A 17,718-nucleotide genomic window follows, 5' to 3' on the forward strand; every position below is an offset into this window, starting at 1 on the left:
CGACGCCTTTTCTTACTGGTTCATTTCAGAAAAGGAACTAAAGGGGTGATCTCATTGCAGCGTTTCGTAATGTCAGGCTTCCACCATCCCTGATTCGCTTTATTACGCATGTAACAGCTGCGAGTGTCCCTTTCAAACGTTTATCTCTTGTTAATTTATGATGGTATTATATGCAACATGAGCATGTCATGTCAAGATGATGCGCTTATTCTTTTTCGTCAAAGACAGCGTCCACTTCATATTCCAGCAAATGATCCCAGTCATCATTTTTCAGAAGATCCAGCTGGGCTTCGATCAGCATTTGGAAGCGAGTTCTAAAGACCTTCGACTGTTTCTTCAGCTCTTCAATTTCCATCGCAATCTTTCTTGATTTAGATAGTGCTTCGTTAATAATACGGTCTGCATTTTTCTCTGCTTCACGAATAATCAATTTTGCTTCTTTATCAGAATGACGTTTTACGTCCTCTGCTGCTTCCTGCGCCACAAGAATTGATTTGTTTAATGTTTCTTCAATTACCGCAAAATGACCTAGTCTTTCGTCCAGCTCGTTTACTTTGTCTTCAAGCTCGTTCTTTTTACGAAGCACGATCTCGTAGTCTTTACGTACCTGGCTTAAAAACTCGTTTACTTCATCTTCGTCATAGCCGCGAAAACTTTTTGTGAACGTTTTATTATGAATATCATTAGGTGTTAATGGCAACCTCGCCACCTCCAGATTCAAGTTCGTTATGTCAGAAGCTCAAATGTTACTTTAAATTTATCCTTTTTTGTCTTCCCATCAATCGTTTTTAAGCTAAAGCGACCAAATCCCCGCACAGAGAGCTGATCTCCTTCGCCGATTGTGAAGGAAGGGTCTTCAGTGACTTTCCAGTTTACTTTGACAAGTCCGTTTTTGACTAAAAGCTGTGCTTTTTGCCTAGACTGACGGCTGACAGCAGCACATACAGCATCAAGCCGCAAAGAGGAAATGGTATCTTCTTTGATGTCTGTCTTGCTGATGACTGGCTTTATCTCTGCTTCACTGATTTCCTCTAATGAAACGGATGCTCTGCCCACATGTGTCAGCTGCGCCCGAACAAAATCGGCTACCTCACTTGTACAAATAAACTGCACATCTTCCTCTGAAAATAACAGATCTCCAAATTTTTGACGCTTCAAGCCTGTCCCAATCAGTGAGCCAAGAAGCTTCGGGTGTTCAATGGAAATAAACTTTTTCGCATAGTTCACCTGAAAATAAGACAGCTCAAAATCCTGAATAGACGGCTCTAAATAATCAGGATAGATCATGGCTCTTTTGCGCTCCGCTCCCTCATACCCACCAAAAAACAGGATGCCAAGTTCATCAGAATGCTGGATCACGGACTGGGTAATAAACTGCTCACGCGGATCAAGAAAGTCTGTTAATTTCAATCGATATTGGTCAAGTGCGATTTTTTTCCAGCCTAACACTTGGTCGACAAATGGATGTTCGTCTTTTCTAAAATGTTGATAAATATCGCTCATTTTGTTCCCCTTTTATGTAAAAGAGCCTGGCAGCGCCAAGCCCGGCAGCCTGTTTACATGATTCCGGCAATCATTTGGTAAAGACCAGTTAGTCCATACGATGATGCAAAACGAATCACAAGCAATGCCACAATCGGCGAGATGTCAATCATGCCAATTGGCGGAATAATTTTACGAAATGGTTCTAAATACGGTTCACAAATGGATGTCAAAAAGCGGCCAATCGTTGTTTCTCTTGAAGAAGGCACCCATGACATAAAGATGTAAATAATAATCGCGAATGAGTAAATCGTTAATGCAGTCCCTAAAATCTTAAAAATATAATATAGAATCACTTTGATTTACCACCTCTGAGGTTCTTCCTCTGTCAAAAGTTCTGATATTGTGCCAGATACATCCACATTATCAGGTGTGCAGAGGAATATATTCGAGCCAATACGCTGGATGTCTCCACCGATTGCATAAACCGTTCCGCTTAGGAAGTCGATGATTCGCTTTGCTTGATCGTGCTGAATGCGCTGCAAATTCACGACGACTGCACGTCTGTTTTTAATATGGTCTGCAATCTCTTGCGCCTCTGCATAAACCCGCGGCTCACTTAACACCACTTTAGAGGATTTCTGCACGCTTTGCAAGCTGACGACATTTTGTTTTCCTGTCTGCGGGCGCTCTTGAAATGCTGCTTTGTCTTTTGTTCCTTTTTCTTCTTGAACTGGTTCTCTTTCTTCATCAATATATTCGTACTCATACTCTTCATCGTCGAGTGTGAAAAAGCTTTTAAACTTATTTTTTATGCTCATGTCACGCACCTCCTGTTTCATTTCCAACAAGTGAAGAGCCAATCCGAACAAATGTCGCACCTTCTTCAATTGCGATTTCAAAATCGTTTGACATGCCCATCGATAAATGCTGACAAGGTGCATTTACTTGGTTAAGAAGTTTTACCTCTTCTTGAAGGCTCTTTAATGTTTTAAAACAGTTTCGAATCACAGTCTGATCATCTGTAAATGGAGCCATCGTCATCAGTCCAGCAACTTCAATGTATTGGAAATCTGCGAGCTGTTTGACAAATGGAATCACGTCTTCGCTTTGTAAGCCGTGTTTTGACTCCTCAAGAGATGTGTTCACCTGAACAAAACAGCGAACGATGTGATCCGCTCTTTTTTCAATTTCATTCGCAAGGGACATTCTGTCGAGCGAATGTAAGTAGTCAATTGTCTGAATGACAGATTTCACTTTTCGCGTCTGTAAACTGCCGATAAAGTGCCAGCTAATGTTTTCATCGGTAATTGCCGCCTGTTTTTCAAGTAGCCCTTGGTCACGGTTTTCACCAAAGTGCAATACCCCTGCTTCCTTGGCTTCTTGTGCTCGTTCAATCGAGACATATTTTGTCACAGCGACGACCGATACATCGGCTGGGTTTCTACCTGCTCTTTTACATGCTTCGTTTATTTGTTCATTTATTTGTCTGAGATTCTCTCGTACATTCAATTGCACTTATGCCTCCTTAAACCCGACAAAAGACATCATACGTCCTGTTTTTCCTTGATCACGCCGGTGTGAGAAGAAAAGCTGATCGTTGCAGCTTGTGCACATCGAACTGACATGTATGTTTTCTTCTTTTATTCCTGCATGAAGCAATACGTTTTTGTTTAATGTTTTCAAGTCAATTTTATATTGTCCTTGTGAAATCTCGGAATACACATCCTCAGTTGAAAAAGGAAGCTTTTTCACTTGATCCATGACAACATCATCTACTATGTAGCAGCAGCTGCCAATTGATGGTCCAATGACGACTTGTATATGATCGGCCTCGGCACCTTCTTGGCTAACCCATTCATCAACCATCTTTGCGCCAATTTGCTTGACGGTTCCTTTCCAGCCGGCATGAGCCGTTCCAATCAATCCATTTTGCGGAGCTAGAAAATAAAGCGGAACACAGTCAGCGAAACAAAGAGCGAGCATCATGTTTGGTTCAGAGGTATATAAGCCGTCTGTTCCAGGCAGTGCCTCATGATAATGAAAATTTCCTCTTCCTCTTTGCTCCTTGGTGACTTTCATAATGCGATCCTCGTGTGTTTGGTCTGCAAACACCCAATCAGAGAGCGGCACAGCAGTAGCATCTGCTATGACTTGACGATTCATTTGGACACTAGAAGCATCATCTCCTACATGGAGTCCAGTGTTCATTGATTGATATGGAGAAAGGCTAAAGCCGCCATTTTTTGTTGTAAACCCGGCCAATACCTCTTTACCAGAACATGTCATGTTCGTCCAATCATGAATGGTCATTGCATAAGGTGATTTCTGCTGAAAGGGGTCATATTTGTATGTCAAAGCTGCCTCCCACCTTTCATTCATCTCTCTTTATATCGCTCCTATTTTACCACAAGACATGCATAGACAGTTAGTGGGATTCATTAAATATTACACTCAAATGTGCCCTTTCTACAGGTTTTTTTTCAAATTGATATGAAAACGTAATCTTTTTACCCGAAAAAGACATTGTTTGCTGAGAATGGAGAGCTCGTTTTAAGGATAAATTAAGTTATTCATTGAGGAGTTATACGAATTAAGAAGACAATCGGACAAGTATCACATCTTCGCCAATTTTTACTATATTTCGCCATGGGACGATCATTTCCTCTTCTTTTCCGAAAAATCCCATCATTTTACCTGTACCGCCAATAATAATCGCTTGTATTTTACCGCTCGTGACATTGATATCAATGTCACCAATGGTGCCTAGTTTTTTACCGCTGGACACATCAACGACATCTTTGATTTGGAATTCAGAAATACTGATCATCTTTCCTTCCCCGCCTTTCGTTTTCTACTATAATATGTATGATGGAAAAGCAGGGAAGCAGACCAATAGTTTCTTTTATCTACAATTTACTTAAGTGCGGACGCCCATTTCTCCACATGACATCCACCGGACATTCAAAAAAGGAAGAAAGCAAGTCACTTGTCATCATCTGCTCTGTCTCCCCTTGATGAAATACTGCTCCTTCTTTTAATAATAAGGTGTGCTGAAAAACCGGCAGAATCTCTTCTGCATGATGGGTCGTATAGAGTAAAGTGGGTGCATCAGGCTTTGATGCAATGAGTGAGATCGTCTCCAGCACTTGTTCTCTTGCTAAAAAATCAAGACCCGTCACAGGTTCATCTAAAATCAAGAGCCTCGGATCATTCATTAAAGCCCTTGCGATCAGTACTTTTTGTTTCTCTCCTTGTGAGAGCGTTTCATATGTGCGGTTGGCATATTTGAATGATCCGAACGCTTTTAATAGATCAATCGCTTTCTCTCTCATATCATCTGTTGGTGTTTCATAAAGCCCGATAGAAGCAAATGCTCCGCTAAGGACAATTTCAAATGCATTGTCCTCTCTGTGCAGCTTCTTTTCAAGACCTGCAGAGATGAGTCCAATTTTCTTCCGTAGCTTTTCACCGAGAGCCTCCTTGCCAAAGACATGCCCTAATACCGTCATCTCACCTGACGTTGGAAAATAATACGAGCACAGCATATTTAATAAAGCGGTTTTCCCCGCACCATTTAATCCATAAAGCACCCAGTGTTCCTGCTTTTTCACATGCCAGTCAACAGAACGCAGCAGCCATTTTCCATTTCGTTTTAAAGAAACATCCTTCAAATCAAGTGACACCATCATTTCCTCCTGAGTAAAAATTCTGAATATACAAATAATGAATGTTTACAGCATATCGTAAATGCTCCTTTCGGTAAACCTCACATAAAAAAGCCGCTCCTTTTTAGGAACAGCTTTTCTGCATGGCTACGAGATTTCAATTCGTACGCCTTCTTTTATATCAGGAAACGTGTGCGGGGATGCAAATACAGCTCCCGGTAATACATCATCAAACGGCTCTTGGAAGTAGATCGAAATATGGCCGAGCTCTTTAAAGTTGTCATTTGCTTTATTGCCAAGTGCAGTGATAGTGTACGTTTGATCGCCCACTTGAATCGTTCCGCCTAATTTCAGCGGCTCTTCTTCTAAGTGTTCGAATTCGTGAATGACCGACATATCTCTTAATTCCTGCGGCGCTGCGGGTCCAAATAAAACAATCAGCTTATCTTCTTTAAACTGCGGGACTAAGATCCCAATCTCTTTTACGACAGATTGTGTTACCATGTATCTCGATTCCTCCTTTAATACGTTTAATACATACCGAAGCTGGCAACGTATGCGATCACAACAGATAGAACCCCTGTAATAAGACGGCTATACAAAACAGCTGGTACCCCATATTGTACCGTTTCCGGCTTCGCTTCACCAAGTGATAGCCCAACTGGAATGAAGTCACACCCTACTTGACCGTTGATGGCAAATAGTGCAGGAAGTGCAAATTGAGGCGGAATGTTACCTAGTGCAATTTGACTACCAATGAGAACACCGATGACTTGTGCAATAACTGCACCGGGTCCTAAGACAGGTGATAGGAATGGCAGTGTACAGACCACAACGAGCAGTAAGAGCCCCCATAGAGATCCTGCCAAAGGTGATAGGAAATGGGCAATCAGATCACCGATTTTTGTATAATTGATAATTCCAATTAACATACTGACAAAAGCCATGAATGGAATAATGTTTTTCAAAAGCATATCAACAGAATCACGGCCAGCCTGGTAGAACGTGCCGGTTACTTTACCGATTCCTCTTGAGAATCTCATAAGGAAATTGCCTTTTTCCTGACGCTCGATATTTTCTTCTTTTAGCTTTGAGTATGTTTCTTTGAAATTCTCTTTGTCAATCGACTCACTGCTATCTTGACCTTCTGCTGTCGCCTCACCATCAGATGCTTCCGCAAAGGAAATATCTTTTTCCGTCACGCCTGATACGAAGATATCCTCTGTAATATGTTTTGCAAGCGGTCCAGAAGGAGAGGATGCCAAAACGTCTACAGTTGGAATGCGCTTCATTGGATAAAGTCCGATTCGCGCGGTTCCTCCGCAATCAATGACAACACACATCATTTCATCTTCTGGTATGGAGTTTTTAAAGCCATCACATGCTTCTGTCCCTGTCATTTCTGCTATCTTACGTGCAACTGGGTGAATGCCTCCCCCTGTAATGGAAACAACCTTTCTTCTTTTACCGGCTGGTTCAAGCTCTAAGCCTTTTCCCCATCCGCCAGACCCTTTTGCTACAAATACTTTGTGGTTTGTCATGTCTAACCCTCCCCTATTGTGAATTCGCTTTCATTTTTCCTGCTAAGTATTTTGTGATCCATTCAGTAATGATTCCGCGAAGTAAAATGACGACAATCCCGACTAAGAAGTAACGAACAGCAAGCTCTGACATGGAATATCCAGCTTCTTTAATCCCGTTAGCAATTCCTAAGTAGACAAATAGTTCTCCTGCGTTGGCATACGGGAACAGTGATGTCACTGGATGAACAAATGAAACAGCTGAATCATAGAATGCTGGTTTTTGTTTTTCAGGTAAGAAGCGGCCAAACGTATAAGCCATTGGGTTTGTCAAAATAAGAACGGATAAGATCGGCATTAACGTGTAGCGTAAAATGGTATATTTTGCTGCAAACTGGATCGCTCTATTCACTCGCTCTTCTCCAATAAACTTCATAACAGCATAGGTGAAAGTAAGTAACACAACAAGCGTTGGAACGATACCTGTGACAAGACCCATGAATTGCTTTCCGCCGGCTTCAAACATTCCGATAAAGTGCTCTCCAAACCATTGAATCCATTCCATGTTTCATCTCCCCTTTCTTTAGTTCACATTTGTTATATTTTTTTTCGAAATCGAGACAAGTGCCTGTTCCGCTGCCATGGAGAGTGCTTGCATGACAGCTGGTCCTTTTTTGCGTCTTTTCAATGTTTGTTTCATCATATGGTGCTCGTCTAGCACAGCACCTACATGCTTGCCTTCATATGAAGGAACTTCCTTAAATTTAGATAAGATCGAGACCCCGCCAAGCACATGGCATTTTTGAATGATATACGATTCATCGACAATGATAAGCGCAATGGCCCCAGGACCAACTTTGCGCCGCTCCATTCCTGAAAACAAGTGATAGCCTTGTTTCCCTCTATAGTCATCAATCAGTGAATCCATGCTTTTACGGTAGTACTTGATTTGAATAAAAGATAAACCATACTGCACAATGAGAATGATACAAAGTACGATTGCTAATTTTTCCATAGCCTCACGTCCTTATGATTGAAATAGATGATCTTGTAATGAACGCAGTTTCCAGACCGTTGTGTTTGAATCAAGTTCTACATCATCATGAGATAGGAATTGTCCTAATTTGATGTCTTTTTTCGCTACCACTTTTCCACTGATTAAGCCAATTGGAATGTGACCGTTCGATTTCATGTCTTGATGCGTTTCAAGTACACCTCTTACGGAGTATCCACCAATTCCGTCAAGTGTTTCTCCTGCTTTAATATCTCTCTTCGCAACAGCCACTGTTTCTGACACTGGTACACCAATTGGGTGAATGGATGAATCATGCTGTAAGACGGCTTTTGCGATAGTGACTGGTGTTTCAAGACTCGCTAAGTGGAAAGGACGATAAAGCGTGTAGTGTGGACCTTTTCCAACTTTTAAGTAGCGAAGCTCTTCATCTACTGGCTCAAGCTCACTCTTGACGATGACAAATACGCCTGGTGCAAGTCCATTTACATATTCAACAACTCCGAAGTTATCCAGCACGCCGCCATGTTGTTTTTGATTCAATTTATCTGCTACATTCTCTAAATTCGCTTCGACTCCATGCATGCCTACTTTATCTGGCAAAAGCCCTGTCGCATTACTCAATAAGTTCATTTCTGCCATTGTTTTTGTTCCGTCCTGGAACGCAGCCAGCATATGTGAACTCATATGTTTACTATCTGCTTCTGCTTTACACGTATCTGGATTTGCTTCAGGGAAGAATGGGTTGTTTTTGCCTTTCCCAGCAACCAGCACCTCAAGCCCCATTGTTTTCGCAAATTCATATAATTCTAGTGTTGCTGCTGGTTCGTCTCCAGCTGATCCAGAGTAAACAAGCCCTGCGTTCGTGAATAATTTATGCATCACCAAACCGATGGTAATATCGACTTCTACATTTAAAAGAACAAGATGTTTTTTTGAATTAAGCGCTTCCAAAGAAATGTTTGCTCCGACCTCTGGAACACCTGTTGCATCCACAACAACTTCCACGAAATCTGATTGAATCACTTCTCTATAATCATTTGTGACAACCATTTGATGAGACTTCGCATGCTGTTTGTAAAAATTCGCTGCCTTCTCTGCTGCACTGAGGTGAATATCACAAACACCCGCTACAATCATGCCTGGGATTTTAGAAATTTGTGAAATGAGTCCAAAGCCCATTTGGCCAGCTCCAATAATCCCTACTTTGATCGGATCTCCGCTGCGTTCTCGTGCTAACAACTGTTGATAAATTGACATCTAAATCATCCTTTCAGGTTTTCTTGCTTCACAATAGATTGCTAGAAAAATAATCTGAAACTTTTAACAAATGTTATAAAAATTAACAAAAATCTGTTTCTTGTAACATTTGTTATTTTATTTATCATTTGTTATGAACTTAGTTTATATGATGTGTCAACTTTGTGTCAAGCTAAAATCGATAAAATTTTCAATCTTTTTGAGTCTAAAGACTCAAAAAAACCACCTAATATGATTAGGTAGTTACTTTAATAAGGCATCTCCTGTTCGTTCATCCGTAATTAATACATGAATTAATCCACCTTCTAATGCTGCCCTTATCGCTTCAATCTTTTCTTCTCCACCAGCGACACCAATGACTAGCGGAATTTCTTTCAGCTTTTGCGGGCTTATGCCCATCACCCGGTCGTTCCATGGATGAGGGTACACTTCCCCTTTATGATCAATAAAGTTATAACAAATGTCACCTGCTACATCCTTCGCTTGGAGTATATCCTCCTCACCGCTTGTCATGTAAGATTTCACCATCGTTGAATGCTGCGGAACTCCGCCAATCCCTACAACAGCAATATTTGATGATTCTCCTAATTCAATCACTTTTTTGATCGACGGCTGTCTAATCAGCACTTCCTTCGCTTCTTTCGTATCAAGCATGACAGGAACATGTAAAAATTCACATTTAGATTTGAGTGCCTCTGTACATCTCGCAATAATATAGTTGGCATGGATATCAACATCTTCATTCCCAACACCTCCGACAAGCGGAACAAATGTCACGGATGGATAATGCTGGACAGACGTAAGCGCTTTCGCCATTTCATGCAAAGTTGTCCCTGAGGAAAAGCCGATGACTTGACCATCCTTCATCACTTTTAATAAAAAACCCGCAGCCGCAGCTCCGATTCGGCTTTTTGTTGTTTCTTGACTGAGAGATTCAACACATACGACTTCTCGCAGCCCATATTTACGCTCTATTTTTCTTTCTAACGACCCGTATTGTTGATTGACTTCATCATGAATAATGATTTCCACGATTCCTGCTTCACGTGCTTTTGCCAAATATTTCGATATGAGCGAACGGCTAACCCCAACAGCTTCTGCAATTTTAGATTGGGTGGCGCCTTCTTCATAATACATATGCGCAACCTTAATGAGCAGCCTTCTTTCATCATGGAATGTCATAATAACCCTTCTTTCCGCATCTGTGTTCCCTAACAAATGATATCTAAAATAACATTTGTTAAAAACAGATTAAATGAAAAGAATAACCGAGTCAATACTAAAGACGTGTTCTCTAAAAAGAATGAATAAAGCCGCACATGAAGTGGCGGCTTTAAAAAATGTTCTTATTCATTTGTTTAATGGCTGCTTTTTCAAGCCTTGATACTTGTGCTTGAGAAATCCCGATTTCTTCAGCGACTTCCATTTGCGTTTTGCCTTGGAAGAAGCGTTTACGAAGAATCATTTTTTCTCGATCATTCAATCTGCGCATTCCCTCTTTTAAGGCCAATTCTTCCACCCATTGTGTGTCTTTGTTCCGATCATCACTAATTTGATCCATGACATAAATCGGATCTCCTCCGTCATTATAGATCGGCTCAAACAAAGAAACAGGATCTTGAATCGCATCTAGGGCAAAGACTATTTCCTCATGAGGAACTTCTAGCACTTTGGCAATGTCTTCTGCCGTTGGTTCCTTGCTTGTCTCACTAATTAGCCTCTCACGGACCTGAAGTGCCTTGTAAGCAATATCTCTTAGTGAACGAGACACTCGAATCGGGTTGTTATCACGCAAGTATCGACGGATTTCTCCTATGATCATAGGGACCGCATAAGTTGAAAATCTGACATTGTGGCTTAAATCAAAATTATCAATTGATTTCATTAATCCGATACAGCCTACTTGGAAGAGATCATCCACATACTCGCCTCTGTTGTTAAAACGCTGAATCACACTTAAAACCAACCGCAAATTGCCATTGACTAGCTTTTCTCTTGCTGTATCGTCACCCTCATCTTGCAGCTGTCTGAACAATTTTCTCATCTCTTCGTTTTTCAGAACAGGCAATTTGGAGGTGTCGACTCCGCAGATTTCCACTTTATTTCTGGACACTTTTTTCCCTCCCTACAGGAGCTGTTGTACAAAGTTCAGTATCTCCTCGGGATGGAAAAATATGCACAAGCTATGACGAAAAACATGCAAAAATGGGTTGATTCCTTTGTCAGCGTAGGGACAGAGCTCTCAAAAAAATTTTTTAGACCATTTTGTTAAATTCCTTTTGTAATCGTTTAATAATTCTTTTTTCCAGCCTTGAAATATATGACTGGGAAATTCCCAGCATATCAGCGACATCTTTCTGAGTTTTTTCCTCACCGCCGACTAAGCCGAATCTGAGTTCCATAATCTGTTTTTCACGATCGTTTAATTGTTCTAACGCTTTTTTTAGCAATTTTTTATCTACATTCGCTTCAATATCGCGGGTGATAATATCATCATCTGTTCCAAGTACATCTGATAAAAGCAGTTCATTTCCATCCCAATCGATGTTGAGCGGCTCGTCAAACGATACTTCTGAACGGATTTTATTATTTCGGCGCAGGTACATCAAAATCTCATTTTCAATACATCTCGAAGCATATGTCGCAAGCTTGATCTTTTTTTCTGGATTAAATGTATTGACTGCCTTGATCAGACCAATGGTTCCGATACTAATTAAATCCTCAATATTAATACCTGTATTTTCAAATTTCCTGGCGATATAGACAACTAATCGTAAGTTTCTTTCGATGAGAATAGCCCTTGCTGTTTGATCACCCTTCGGTAATTTGACAAGCAATTCCTGTTCCTCATCCTTTGATAATGGAGGCGGCAGCGCCTCACTTCCACCAATATAATAAATTTCATCACTCTTTAGACCTAGCTTCATGAGGAGTTTATACCAGTAGTAAGTGAGTTTAAATTTTAATTTTTTCATCTTCTTCTCCCTTCTAAATGTCAAGTTGACCTCGTAAGATAAAAGACATGACCAAAAAACTACGACACCCCTTGTATGATCTTCCCATCTAACATATCTGGATGAATGATGGATTGAAATTCCTGATCTGCTGATAAACCGCTTAGGCTCATTCCAACAAAACACTTGGCTGGCTGGATCATATGCGTTTTTGAATAAATGACGACCGTATCTGGTTTCAAGCATAGGAGAAACCCATGATCATGACCGACCGCACGATATGGAACAAGTCTTAAACGATCAAGCAGTGGAAACCGATCATCAAGCTTTTGCATCACTTCAACAGGGTGAGACTGTCTCATCAGTTCTATAAATGGCTCTCCACAAATAGACGTTAACTGATCGAGCTGGACGATCATGACAGGTGTTTTCGTCATAGGATCATACAGCTGGTTGCCAGAATCAACGAGTCCATTTAATCGGATGGTCTCTCCATGAATGTGTATCTCCACAAGCACTTGTTCATCAAACTGTCTTTTTTTCGCACCAACCTCTCCTAATCTTTTCTTTGAAAACAGCCAAATGGCAGGAAAGCCTGTTAAAACGAAAAGCCAGCTAATGGGATCGCCAAAGCCATCATTTTGTGAAATAAGCAGGCCATCTTGAATGATTGTATTTGTTTGCAAAAACGAATGAACCCCGATCATGCCTCCTCCCATCAAAAATGTTACAAAGTAAAAAGCAAACAGGTTTTGAAAAAAGGAACGAAATCTTTGAAAACCAAAGGTTGCAAACACGATCAAGACAGAAAAAAGTAGTTTGCCTAAAGGGTGTGACACATACATTGCAAATGGTGTAAAGAGCAAGAGAACGATGCTCGATCCAATCAGAGCTCCTAACATATATCGCCTTTTTTTTACTTGTCGTTTGAGAATAAATGCAGTGAGTAAGAGAAGCAATAGATCAAAACAAAAGTTTAACAGCCAAATCACATCTAAATAAATGACCACCTTCTGCTCCTTTCATCTGAAACAAAGAATCAAAAGCAGTACTTGCACTTGTTTGTACCAGTATAAAACAGTTATGAGATGGAAGTCTGTCAATTCTTGTTGGGGATGATAGAGAACTTTTGGTGGATTGTTATTGTTTTTGTCGAGGAATGAGAGTGCGGGACAAGAGAGCGATGTTTTGGACAAGTTTTCAAACGATTGTGCGGGACAAAAAAGACACGCTCTAAAGAGTCGTGTCTTTTGCTAAGGATTACTTCTCGTTGATGTTTAATGTGCCTGAAGCCTTTTGTCTTGTGACATTTCCATAATCATCTCGCACAATGACTTCAATGACTGCGCCTTTTGCTTTTGCGGTAGATGTAGCCGTCCAGTAGCCTTCATATGTTCCCTTGGCTACTTCGCGGATCGGCAGCTCTGCTATATTTTGAAGCTTTGATCTAGCATTTGTCAGCGGCATGTGAATGACAAAGGTGGCCTCTAGCTTTTCCCTGCTTTTAAATGAAATTTTAACAGATTCTCCCGATGATAAATTGACATGCTCAGCTGGAGTCAGCTCAGAAATGTCAGGTACCTCGTATTGAACATCAATGTCGACTTTTTTAGTCGTTTTGTTTCCTGCTGCATCCTTTGCTATTACTTTTATCGTATTCTTCCCGTTCTCAAGCAGCACTCTTGCGGAATACTTCCCATCTTTTACTGTCGCTTTCTTTCCATTCACTGTGACTTGATCAAGATGATCGTCCGTTACTTTTCCTTCCACAGTGAGCGATTCTCTATTTGATTTCTCGCCTTTTTTCGGTGTATCAATGGTCAAAGTTGGTGCTGTTTGATCAATGATCACCTTTACCGGCTTGGATCGTTTCGTTGCACCTTTATCCGTGACAGTCGCTGTAGTGAACTCATGCTCTCCGCTTGAAACAGTGATCTTCTCTTTGAAGACGCCCGACTGATCTGCTTTGACTTTGGCGACCTCTTTGTCGTTTTGATAGATCGCTACATCAAGCCCAGGAGAGGCTGTGCCTTCAAGCTCCAATTCACCTTTATTTGTGATGGTTCCCGCCTTTGGAGATGTAATCTCTGGCACCTCTGCTTCATAGTTAACAAGCGCGCGAATCATATAATTCCCCTCTTCTTTTGGAGAAGGAGAAAAGGCACCGCTCGTCAACTGCCAGCTTCTTTCAGTATTTGGCCCATCTTCATCTGTTGCAAGCCCCGGAGATTCCGTGTTTTTTTTCGTTTGAATGTAGACGAGATAGAAATCTCCATCCACAGTGATTGCTTGATCTTCTAAATCTACTTTTGTCCATTCACCATTACGCAGTGCATTCGCTTTTAAAGGTCCTGCGATCTTTTCACCTGGTGCTCCGTTTTTACCGGAAGCATCATACACTTCAACTGCAAATTCATTACCGCCAGGAGCTGGCCACTCTGCTGTCCAGAAACGGAAAAGTCCACCTGTGACTTGTGCTTGTTTCTTCCCCTTTTCTAGTGAAAACTTCACAGCCCAGCCATTGCCAGGATCATAGAAAGCCCGCGCATTTTCAGCTGTCCCGTCATCGTAGCCGATTTCACCAGGAAAGCCGATAAAAGGCTCAAGCTTGATCTCTTTTTCCAGCGGCTTTTCTGTGACATCCACCGTAAACGAATAGCCTTTAAAACCTTTCGCAAATACTTTGACTGTATAGATACCGCTCAATGCCTCTAGAGAAAACTCGCCGGATTCATCTGTTTTCACCGGTTCAATGTTGGCATCCTCGACAAGATAAACAGTGGCATTCTTTACTTTTTGACCCGTTATTTCATTGACAACTGTGCCTGATATCGTTCGTTTCTCAAGTGGCTGTAAGGAGAAATTCGCTTCTGCCTTTTCATTTGAGGAAATATTGACTGTTTGGGTGCGTGATTCAAAGCCATAAGCTTCAGCTTTTACTGAAAATTCTCCTGCTCCATGAGAAAGCTGGTATCTTCCTGTCGCTTCATCAGTGTACGTTGATTTTCCGCTTTCAAGGACACTAATTTCCGCCTTCATAGGAAGGGCTTGAATGGACGGGACATCTAGACCTTTTTCCTTTTTCAGCTGCACATGTTTTTCTTTTACTTTAGCAGGTGTTGCCCTTTTCGGATTGACTGATTTCTTATTTTGCGTTGTAGACTTTTCCTTTTTGATCACGCCAAGGTGTTTCTTTGCTTTTTGAGGCAATGCTTGATCTGTTATTTTCACATCATCTAAATAAAAGCCGTCTTTTGTGACACTGCCGTCTGTTCTCAGCTGAAAAATCACTCTCACCTTTTGACCTTTATAGGCAGATAAATCGACTTCACCTGCTGTCCATGCATTTGTTTTTCCTGTATAGGCAGCCACTTGAACAGCATCTTCGCCCTCAGGCTGCACATGTACATGCACATAGTCATAGTTTGCTTCGAGATCGTGCCAGTATTGATATTGCAAAAAGGAGGAGCCTGACTCTGGTACCGCAATCAACGGCATTGATAAATTGGCATCCGTTTGATTTTCATAAGGACTGTCTAAGTTTGTGGCATAGACACGTTCTCCAGTAAAGGCTTGTTTCGGACCTGTGGACGGTTTTCCCCACTGCCACGGATCTTTTGTTCCACCACTGAACCATCCACTTGGCCATGCTTCAAAATCTTGCGAGTAGCCCGTGGTGACGGATGTCTTAATCGGTAGCGTGTACGGCTCTGATGCCGCTTCATTTTCTCCAAAATCTTTTACAATCCATCGATACGTGATGTTCTCACCCTCAAGTTCAGGAAGCTGGACAACATAGGTTCCTTTTAAATGGTTTCCACCCGTACGACTTGCTTGTAGCGTCTCCCATTCACCTTGATCGACTTGGTAGGTCAAGGATACATTCGTCACAGCTACTTCATCTTCCGCTGTAATTGTGAGAGGCGTTGGCGTAGAAGCAAAAATTTCGTTCGGTCCTTTATGAGAAAAAACAGGCGGTTCTGTATCTTCCCCTTCTGTGGTGACCTGGCCTTCAATCGTGCCGATTCCGTCGGTTAATGCCGTGATGGCCTCTCTCGCATCAACTAAACCTGCCCCATAGCCATTGTTAGGCGATTCGGGAAATTGTTCGTCTGTCAGCGGCTTTGCTGTATCAATGAGAATCTGCTCAATCTCTTCAACAGAAAGATCTGATTGTACTTGGCGAAGAAGAGCAACAACGGCTGAAACATGCGGACCTGCCATTGAAGTGCCATTCCACCCATCCTCATACCCTTTCCCTGGGATTGAAGAACGAATGTTTACCCCTGGGGCAGCAATATCTGGTTTCATAACGCCATATGGAGACGGACCTTGCAGTGAGAAAGACCCTAATTTGTTGTCTTGATCAGTTGCACCTGTAGCAAAGGCTTCTTGGTAGTTTGCGGGGTTTGCAATCGAGCCCTCACCTCCAGGATTAAATAAATCGGTATTGCCAGCTGAAAACTCTGGAAAGATGTCTGCTGCTCTCCAAGCATTGACCACATCTTTATACCAATCATCAAGACCAGGCCCACCGCCCCAAGAATTATTTACGACATCTGGTGCCTTTTCTGGATGCGGGTTTCCGTTCTCATCCTTCGGTGCCAAAATCCACTCACCTGCATCTAGCAGATCAGCATCTGTTCCTCCATCTTCTGAGAAAGCTTTCACTGCGATCCATTTTGCACCTGGTGCGACCCCGATTTGATTCGTTCCATCTGGCTCAGAACCAACCATTGTTCCAGTCACATGTGACCCATGCTCTAAGTCATCGTAAGGTGCTTCAGATCCTGTCGTTGCATCATACCAATTGAATTCATGAGATGGTTCATTCGGATGAGCCGGATCAAACCCGCGGTATTTTTCTTTTAAAGCAGGGTGATCCCACTCCACACCTGTATCAATACTTGCAACGACTGTACCAGTACCGTCATAGCCTAAAGCCCACGCTTCTGGGGCATGAATCTGAGAAATATTCCACTCGATTCCATCTACTGCTTTGATTTGTTTTTTCTGCTGAGAACTCTTCAAATCAACAGGACGATGAATTTGACGTGTTTCATTCGGCAACACTTGATCTACTTCTGGAAAGGAAGCGACCTTTTCCATGACTTCTTTCGTTCCCGTCACAGCTAGACCATTCACGATATAGTACGAATGAATATCCTTCACTTGCTTTTTCTTTTTTTGCTTTTGTAAATACGTAAGCAGTGCTTGTTGTGTCTCAACAGACGTTGCTCTTAGCTCAGATACAACAGCCGATCTTTTTGTGTACTGCGTTTTAGCAGCTGTTAGTTTCTGCTTTTTGGCTTTCGACACAGCTTCCTTCGCTACTTTTTGCACGTTTGTTTGTTCCTTCATTTTGACTAAAAAGGTTACCTTGTCTTTCTGGTGAAACTGCTTCATTAATCTAGATGAAATCTTTGCTTTTGTTGTCTTAGATGAAACAGCTTCCTCCTGATATGAGGTAGAAGTCGATTTTGCCTGAACCATCCCAAAGCTTGTCATCGTTAATGTACCAATCACCAATAGACTCATCAAACGATAGCCAGCGGTTTTGTGAAACTTCACTTTCAATCAAATCCCTCCTCCTCAAATGGTCAAGCAGCGTGTCGTCCTCACTTCTCCCTTCCTTTTTGTTTATGACAAGATTCCTGGTGTTCTATTTAATGTAGTCAAATAAAGTTCATCATTTTGTCGTTTTTTGTAACAGGTATCAAAAATGATTCTTTTGACTTAATCCAAATAAGCCGAAATGCATAGGGTGGATGGAGTGATTCTTTCATGTTCAAGACTTTTTTATTAGAAGAACAACAGATCCC

The 17,718-nt window shown here is 41.6% G+C and carries 18 protein-coding genes and 1 other annotated feature (1 of these 19 cut by a window edge); all 18 genes read right to left on the reverse strand.

Going from position 1 to position 17,718, the window contains the following annotated elements:
* Positions 1-146 (reverse strand) — a binding site (T-box leader) (it extends 92 nt beyond the left edge of the window).
* A 59-nt stretch (positions 147-205) separates the two neighbouring features.
* The gene (locus C6W18_RS10375) at positions 206-700 is read right to left on the reverse strand and encodes a DivIVA domain-containing protein (protein WP_034317940.1); all 495 of its coding nucleotides are present in this window, start codon (positions 698-700) and stop codon (positions 206-208) included.
* A 26-nt stretch (positions 701-726) separates the two neighbouring features.
* Complete coding sequence (locus tag C6W18_RS10380; RefSeq protein WP_105927525.1) at positions 727-1,503, reverse strand: YlmH family RNA-binding protein; 777 nt, start codon at positions 1,501-1,503, stop codon at positions 727-729.
* 53 nt (positions 1,504-1,556) lie between these two features.
* Complete coding sequence (locus tag C6W18_RS10385; RefSeq protein WP_105927526.1) at positions 1,557-1,838, reverse strand: YggT family protein; 282 nt, start codon at positions 1,836-1,838, stop codon at positions 1,557-1,559.
* A gap of 6 nt (positions 1,839-1,844) precedes the next feature.
* Positions 1,845-2,303: a cell division protein SepF gene (sepF, locus tag C6W18_RS10390; protein WP_003212271.1), complete on the reverse strand. Its 459-nt coding sequence runs from the start codon at positions 2,301-2,303 to the stop codon at positions 1,845-1,847.
* Between the two features lies 1 nt (position 2,304).
* Positions 2,305-2,994 (reverse strand): YggS family pyridoxal phosphate-dependent enzyme, encoded by a 690-nt coding sequence (locus C6W18_RS10395; protein ID WP_223251701.1) that lies wholly within the window; start codon positions 2,992-2,994, stop codon positions 2,305-2,307.
* A gap of 6 nt (positions 2,995-3,000) precedes the next feature.
* Positions 3,001-3,864 carry a peptidoglycan editing factor PgeF gene (gene pgeF / locus C6W18_RS10400; protein WP_105927528.1) on the reverse strand — a complete coding sequence of 288 codons (864 nt, stop codon included), beginning with the start codon at positions 3,862-3,864 and terminating at the stop codon, positions 3,001-3,003.
* Between the two features lie 211 nt (positions 3,865-4,075).
* Positions 4,076-4,312 carry a YlmC/YmxH family sporulation protein gene (locus C6W18_RS10405; RefSeq protein ID WP_008344958.1) on the reverse strand — a complete coding sequence of 79 codons (237 nt, stop codon included), beginning with the start codon at positions 4,310-4,312 and terminating at the stop codon, positions 4,076-4,078.
* 79 nt (positions 4,313-4,391) lie between these two features.
* Positions 4,392-5,171: an ABC transporter ATP-binding protein gene (locus tag C6W18_RS10410; RefSeq protein WP_189318075.1), complete on the reverse strand. Its 780-nt coding sequence runs from the start codon at positions 5,169-5,171 to the stop codon at positions 4,392-4,394.
* 126 nt (positions 5,172-5,297) lie between these two features.
* On the reverse strand, positions 5,298-5,654 hold the full coding sequence (locus C6W18_RS10415) for a PTS glucitol/sorbitol transporter subunit IIA (protein WP_007499733.1): 357 nt from the start codon (positions 5,652-5,654) through the stop codon (positions 5,298-5,300).
* Between the two features lie 26 nt (positions 5,655-5,680).
* Positions 5,681-6,691, reverse strand: a complete 1,011-nt coding sequence (gene srlE / locus C6W18_RS10420) for a PTS glucitol/sorbitol transporter subunit IIB (RefSeq protein WP_105927529.1) — start codon at positions 6,689-6,691, stop codon at positions 5,681-5,683.
* A gap of 13 nt (positions 6,692-6,704) precedes the next feature.
* Entirely contained in the window at positions 6,705-7,235 is a 531-nt protein-coding gene (srlA, locus tag C6W18_RS10425; protein ID WP_003210918.1) for a PTS glucitol/sorbitol transporter subunit IIC, read from the reverse strand.
* Positions 7,236-7,253: 18 nt separating this feature from the next.
* The gene (locus tag C6W18_RS10430; RefSeq protein WP_034317954.1) at positions 7,254-7,685 is read right to left on the reverse strand and encodes a transcriptional regulator GutM; all 432 of its coding nucleotides are present in this window, start codon (positions 7,683-7,685) and stop codon (positions 7,254-7,256) included.
* 12 nt (positions 7,686-7,697) lie between these two features.
* Positions 7,698-8,942: an NAD(P)H-dependent oxidoreductase gene (locus C6W18_RS10435; protein ID WP_105927530.1), complete on the reverse strand. Its 1,245-nt coding sequence runs from the start codon at positions 8,940-8,942 to the stop codon at positions 7,698-7,700.
* Between the two features lie 243 nt (positions 8,943-9,185).
* Entirely contained in the window at positions 9,186-10,124 is a 939-nt protein-coding gene (locus tag C6W18_RS10440) for a sugar-binding transcriptional regulator (protein ID WP_105927531.1), read from the reverse strand.
* Between the two features lie 151 nt (positions 10,125-10,275).
* Entirely contained in the window at positions 10,276-11,055 is a 780-nt protein-coding gene (sigG, locus tag C6W18_RS10445) for an RNA polymerase sporulation sigma factor SigG (protein WP_024424250.1), read from the reverse strand.
* A gap of 142 nt (positions 11,056-11,197) precedes the next feature.
* Entirely contained in the window at positions 11,198-11,917 is a 720-nt protein-coding gene (sigE, locus tag C6W18_RS10450) for an RNA polymerase sporulation sigma factor SigE (protein WP_007499746.1), read from the reverse strand.
* Positions 11,918-11,976: 59 nt separating this feature from the next.
* Entirely contained in the window at positions 11,977-12,906 is a 930-nt protein-coding gene (spoIIGA, locus tag C6W18_RS10455; RefSeq protein WP_105927532.1) for a sigma-E processing peptidase SpoIIGA, read from the reverse strand.
* A 250-nt stretch (positions 12,907-13,156) separates the two neighbouring features.
* Positions 13,157-17,473 (reverse strand): S8 family peptidase, encoded by a 4,317-nt coding sequence (locus C6W18_RS10460; protein WP_105927533.1) that lies wholly within the window; start codon positions 17,471-17,473, stop codon positions 13,157-13,159.
* Positions 17,474-17,718 lie beyond the last annotated feature (245 nt).

The organism is Bacillus sp. LLTC93 (assembly GCF_002993125.1).
Taxonomy (GTDB): Bacteria; Bacillota; Bacilli; order Bacillales; family Bacillaceae; genus Bacillus; species Bacillus zhangzhouensis.

Excerpts from the sequence above, each read along its gene's own strand:
- C6W18_RS10380 (WP_105927525.1), bottom strand. The coding sequence starts at position 1,503 with ATGAGCGATATTTATCAACATTTTAGAAAAGACGAACATCCATTTGTC.
- sepF (WP_003212271.1), bottom strand. The coding sequence starts at position 2,303 with ATGAGCATAAAAAATAAGTTTAAAAGCTTTTTCACACTCGACGATGAA.
- pgeF (WP_105927528.1), bottom strand. The coding sequence starts at position 3,864 with ATGAATGAAAGGTGGGAGGCAGCTTTGACATACAAATATGACCCCTTT.
- C6W18_RS10405 (WP_008344958.1), bottom strand. The coding sequence starts at position 4,312 with ATGATCAGTATTTCTGAATTCCAAATCAAAGATGTCGTTGATGTGTCC.
- C6W18_RS10410 (WP_189318075.1), bottom strand. The coding sequence starts at position 5,171 with ATGGTGTCACTTGATTTGAAGGATGTTTCTTTAAAACGAAATGGAAAA.
- C6W18_RS10415 (WP_007499733.1), bottom strand. The coding sequence starts at position 5,654 with ATGGTAACACAATCTGTCGTAAAAGAGATTGGGATCTTAGTCCCGCAG.
- srlE (WP_105927529.1), bottom strand. The coding sequence starts at position 6,691 with ATGACAAACCACAAAGTATTTGTAGCAAAAGGGTCTGGCGGATGGGGA.
- srlA (WP_003210918.1), bottom strand. The coding sequence starts at position 7,235 with ATGGAATGGATTCAATGGTTTGGAGAGCACTTTATCGGAATGTTTGAA.
- C6W18_RS10430 (WP_034317954.1), bottom strand. The coding sequence starts at position 7,685 with ATGGAAAAATTAGCAATCGTACTTTGTATCATTCTCATTGTGCAGTAT.
- C6W18_RS10435 (WP_105927530.1), bottom strand. The coding sequence starts at position 8,942 with ATGTCAATTTATCAACAGTTGTTAGCACGAGAACGCAGCGGAGATCCG.
- C6W18_RS10440 (WP_105927531.1), bottom strand. The coding sequence starts at position 10,124 with ATGACATTCCATGATGAAAGAAGGCTGCTCATTAAGGTTGCGCATATG.
- sigE (WP_007499746.1), bottom strand. The coding sequence starts at position 11,917 with ATGAAAAAATTAAAATTTAAACTCACTTACTACTGGTATAAACTCCTC.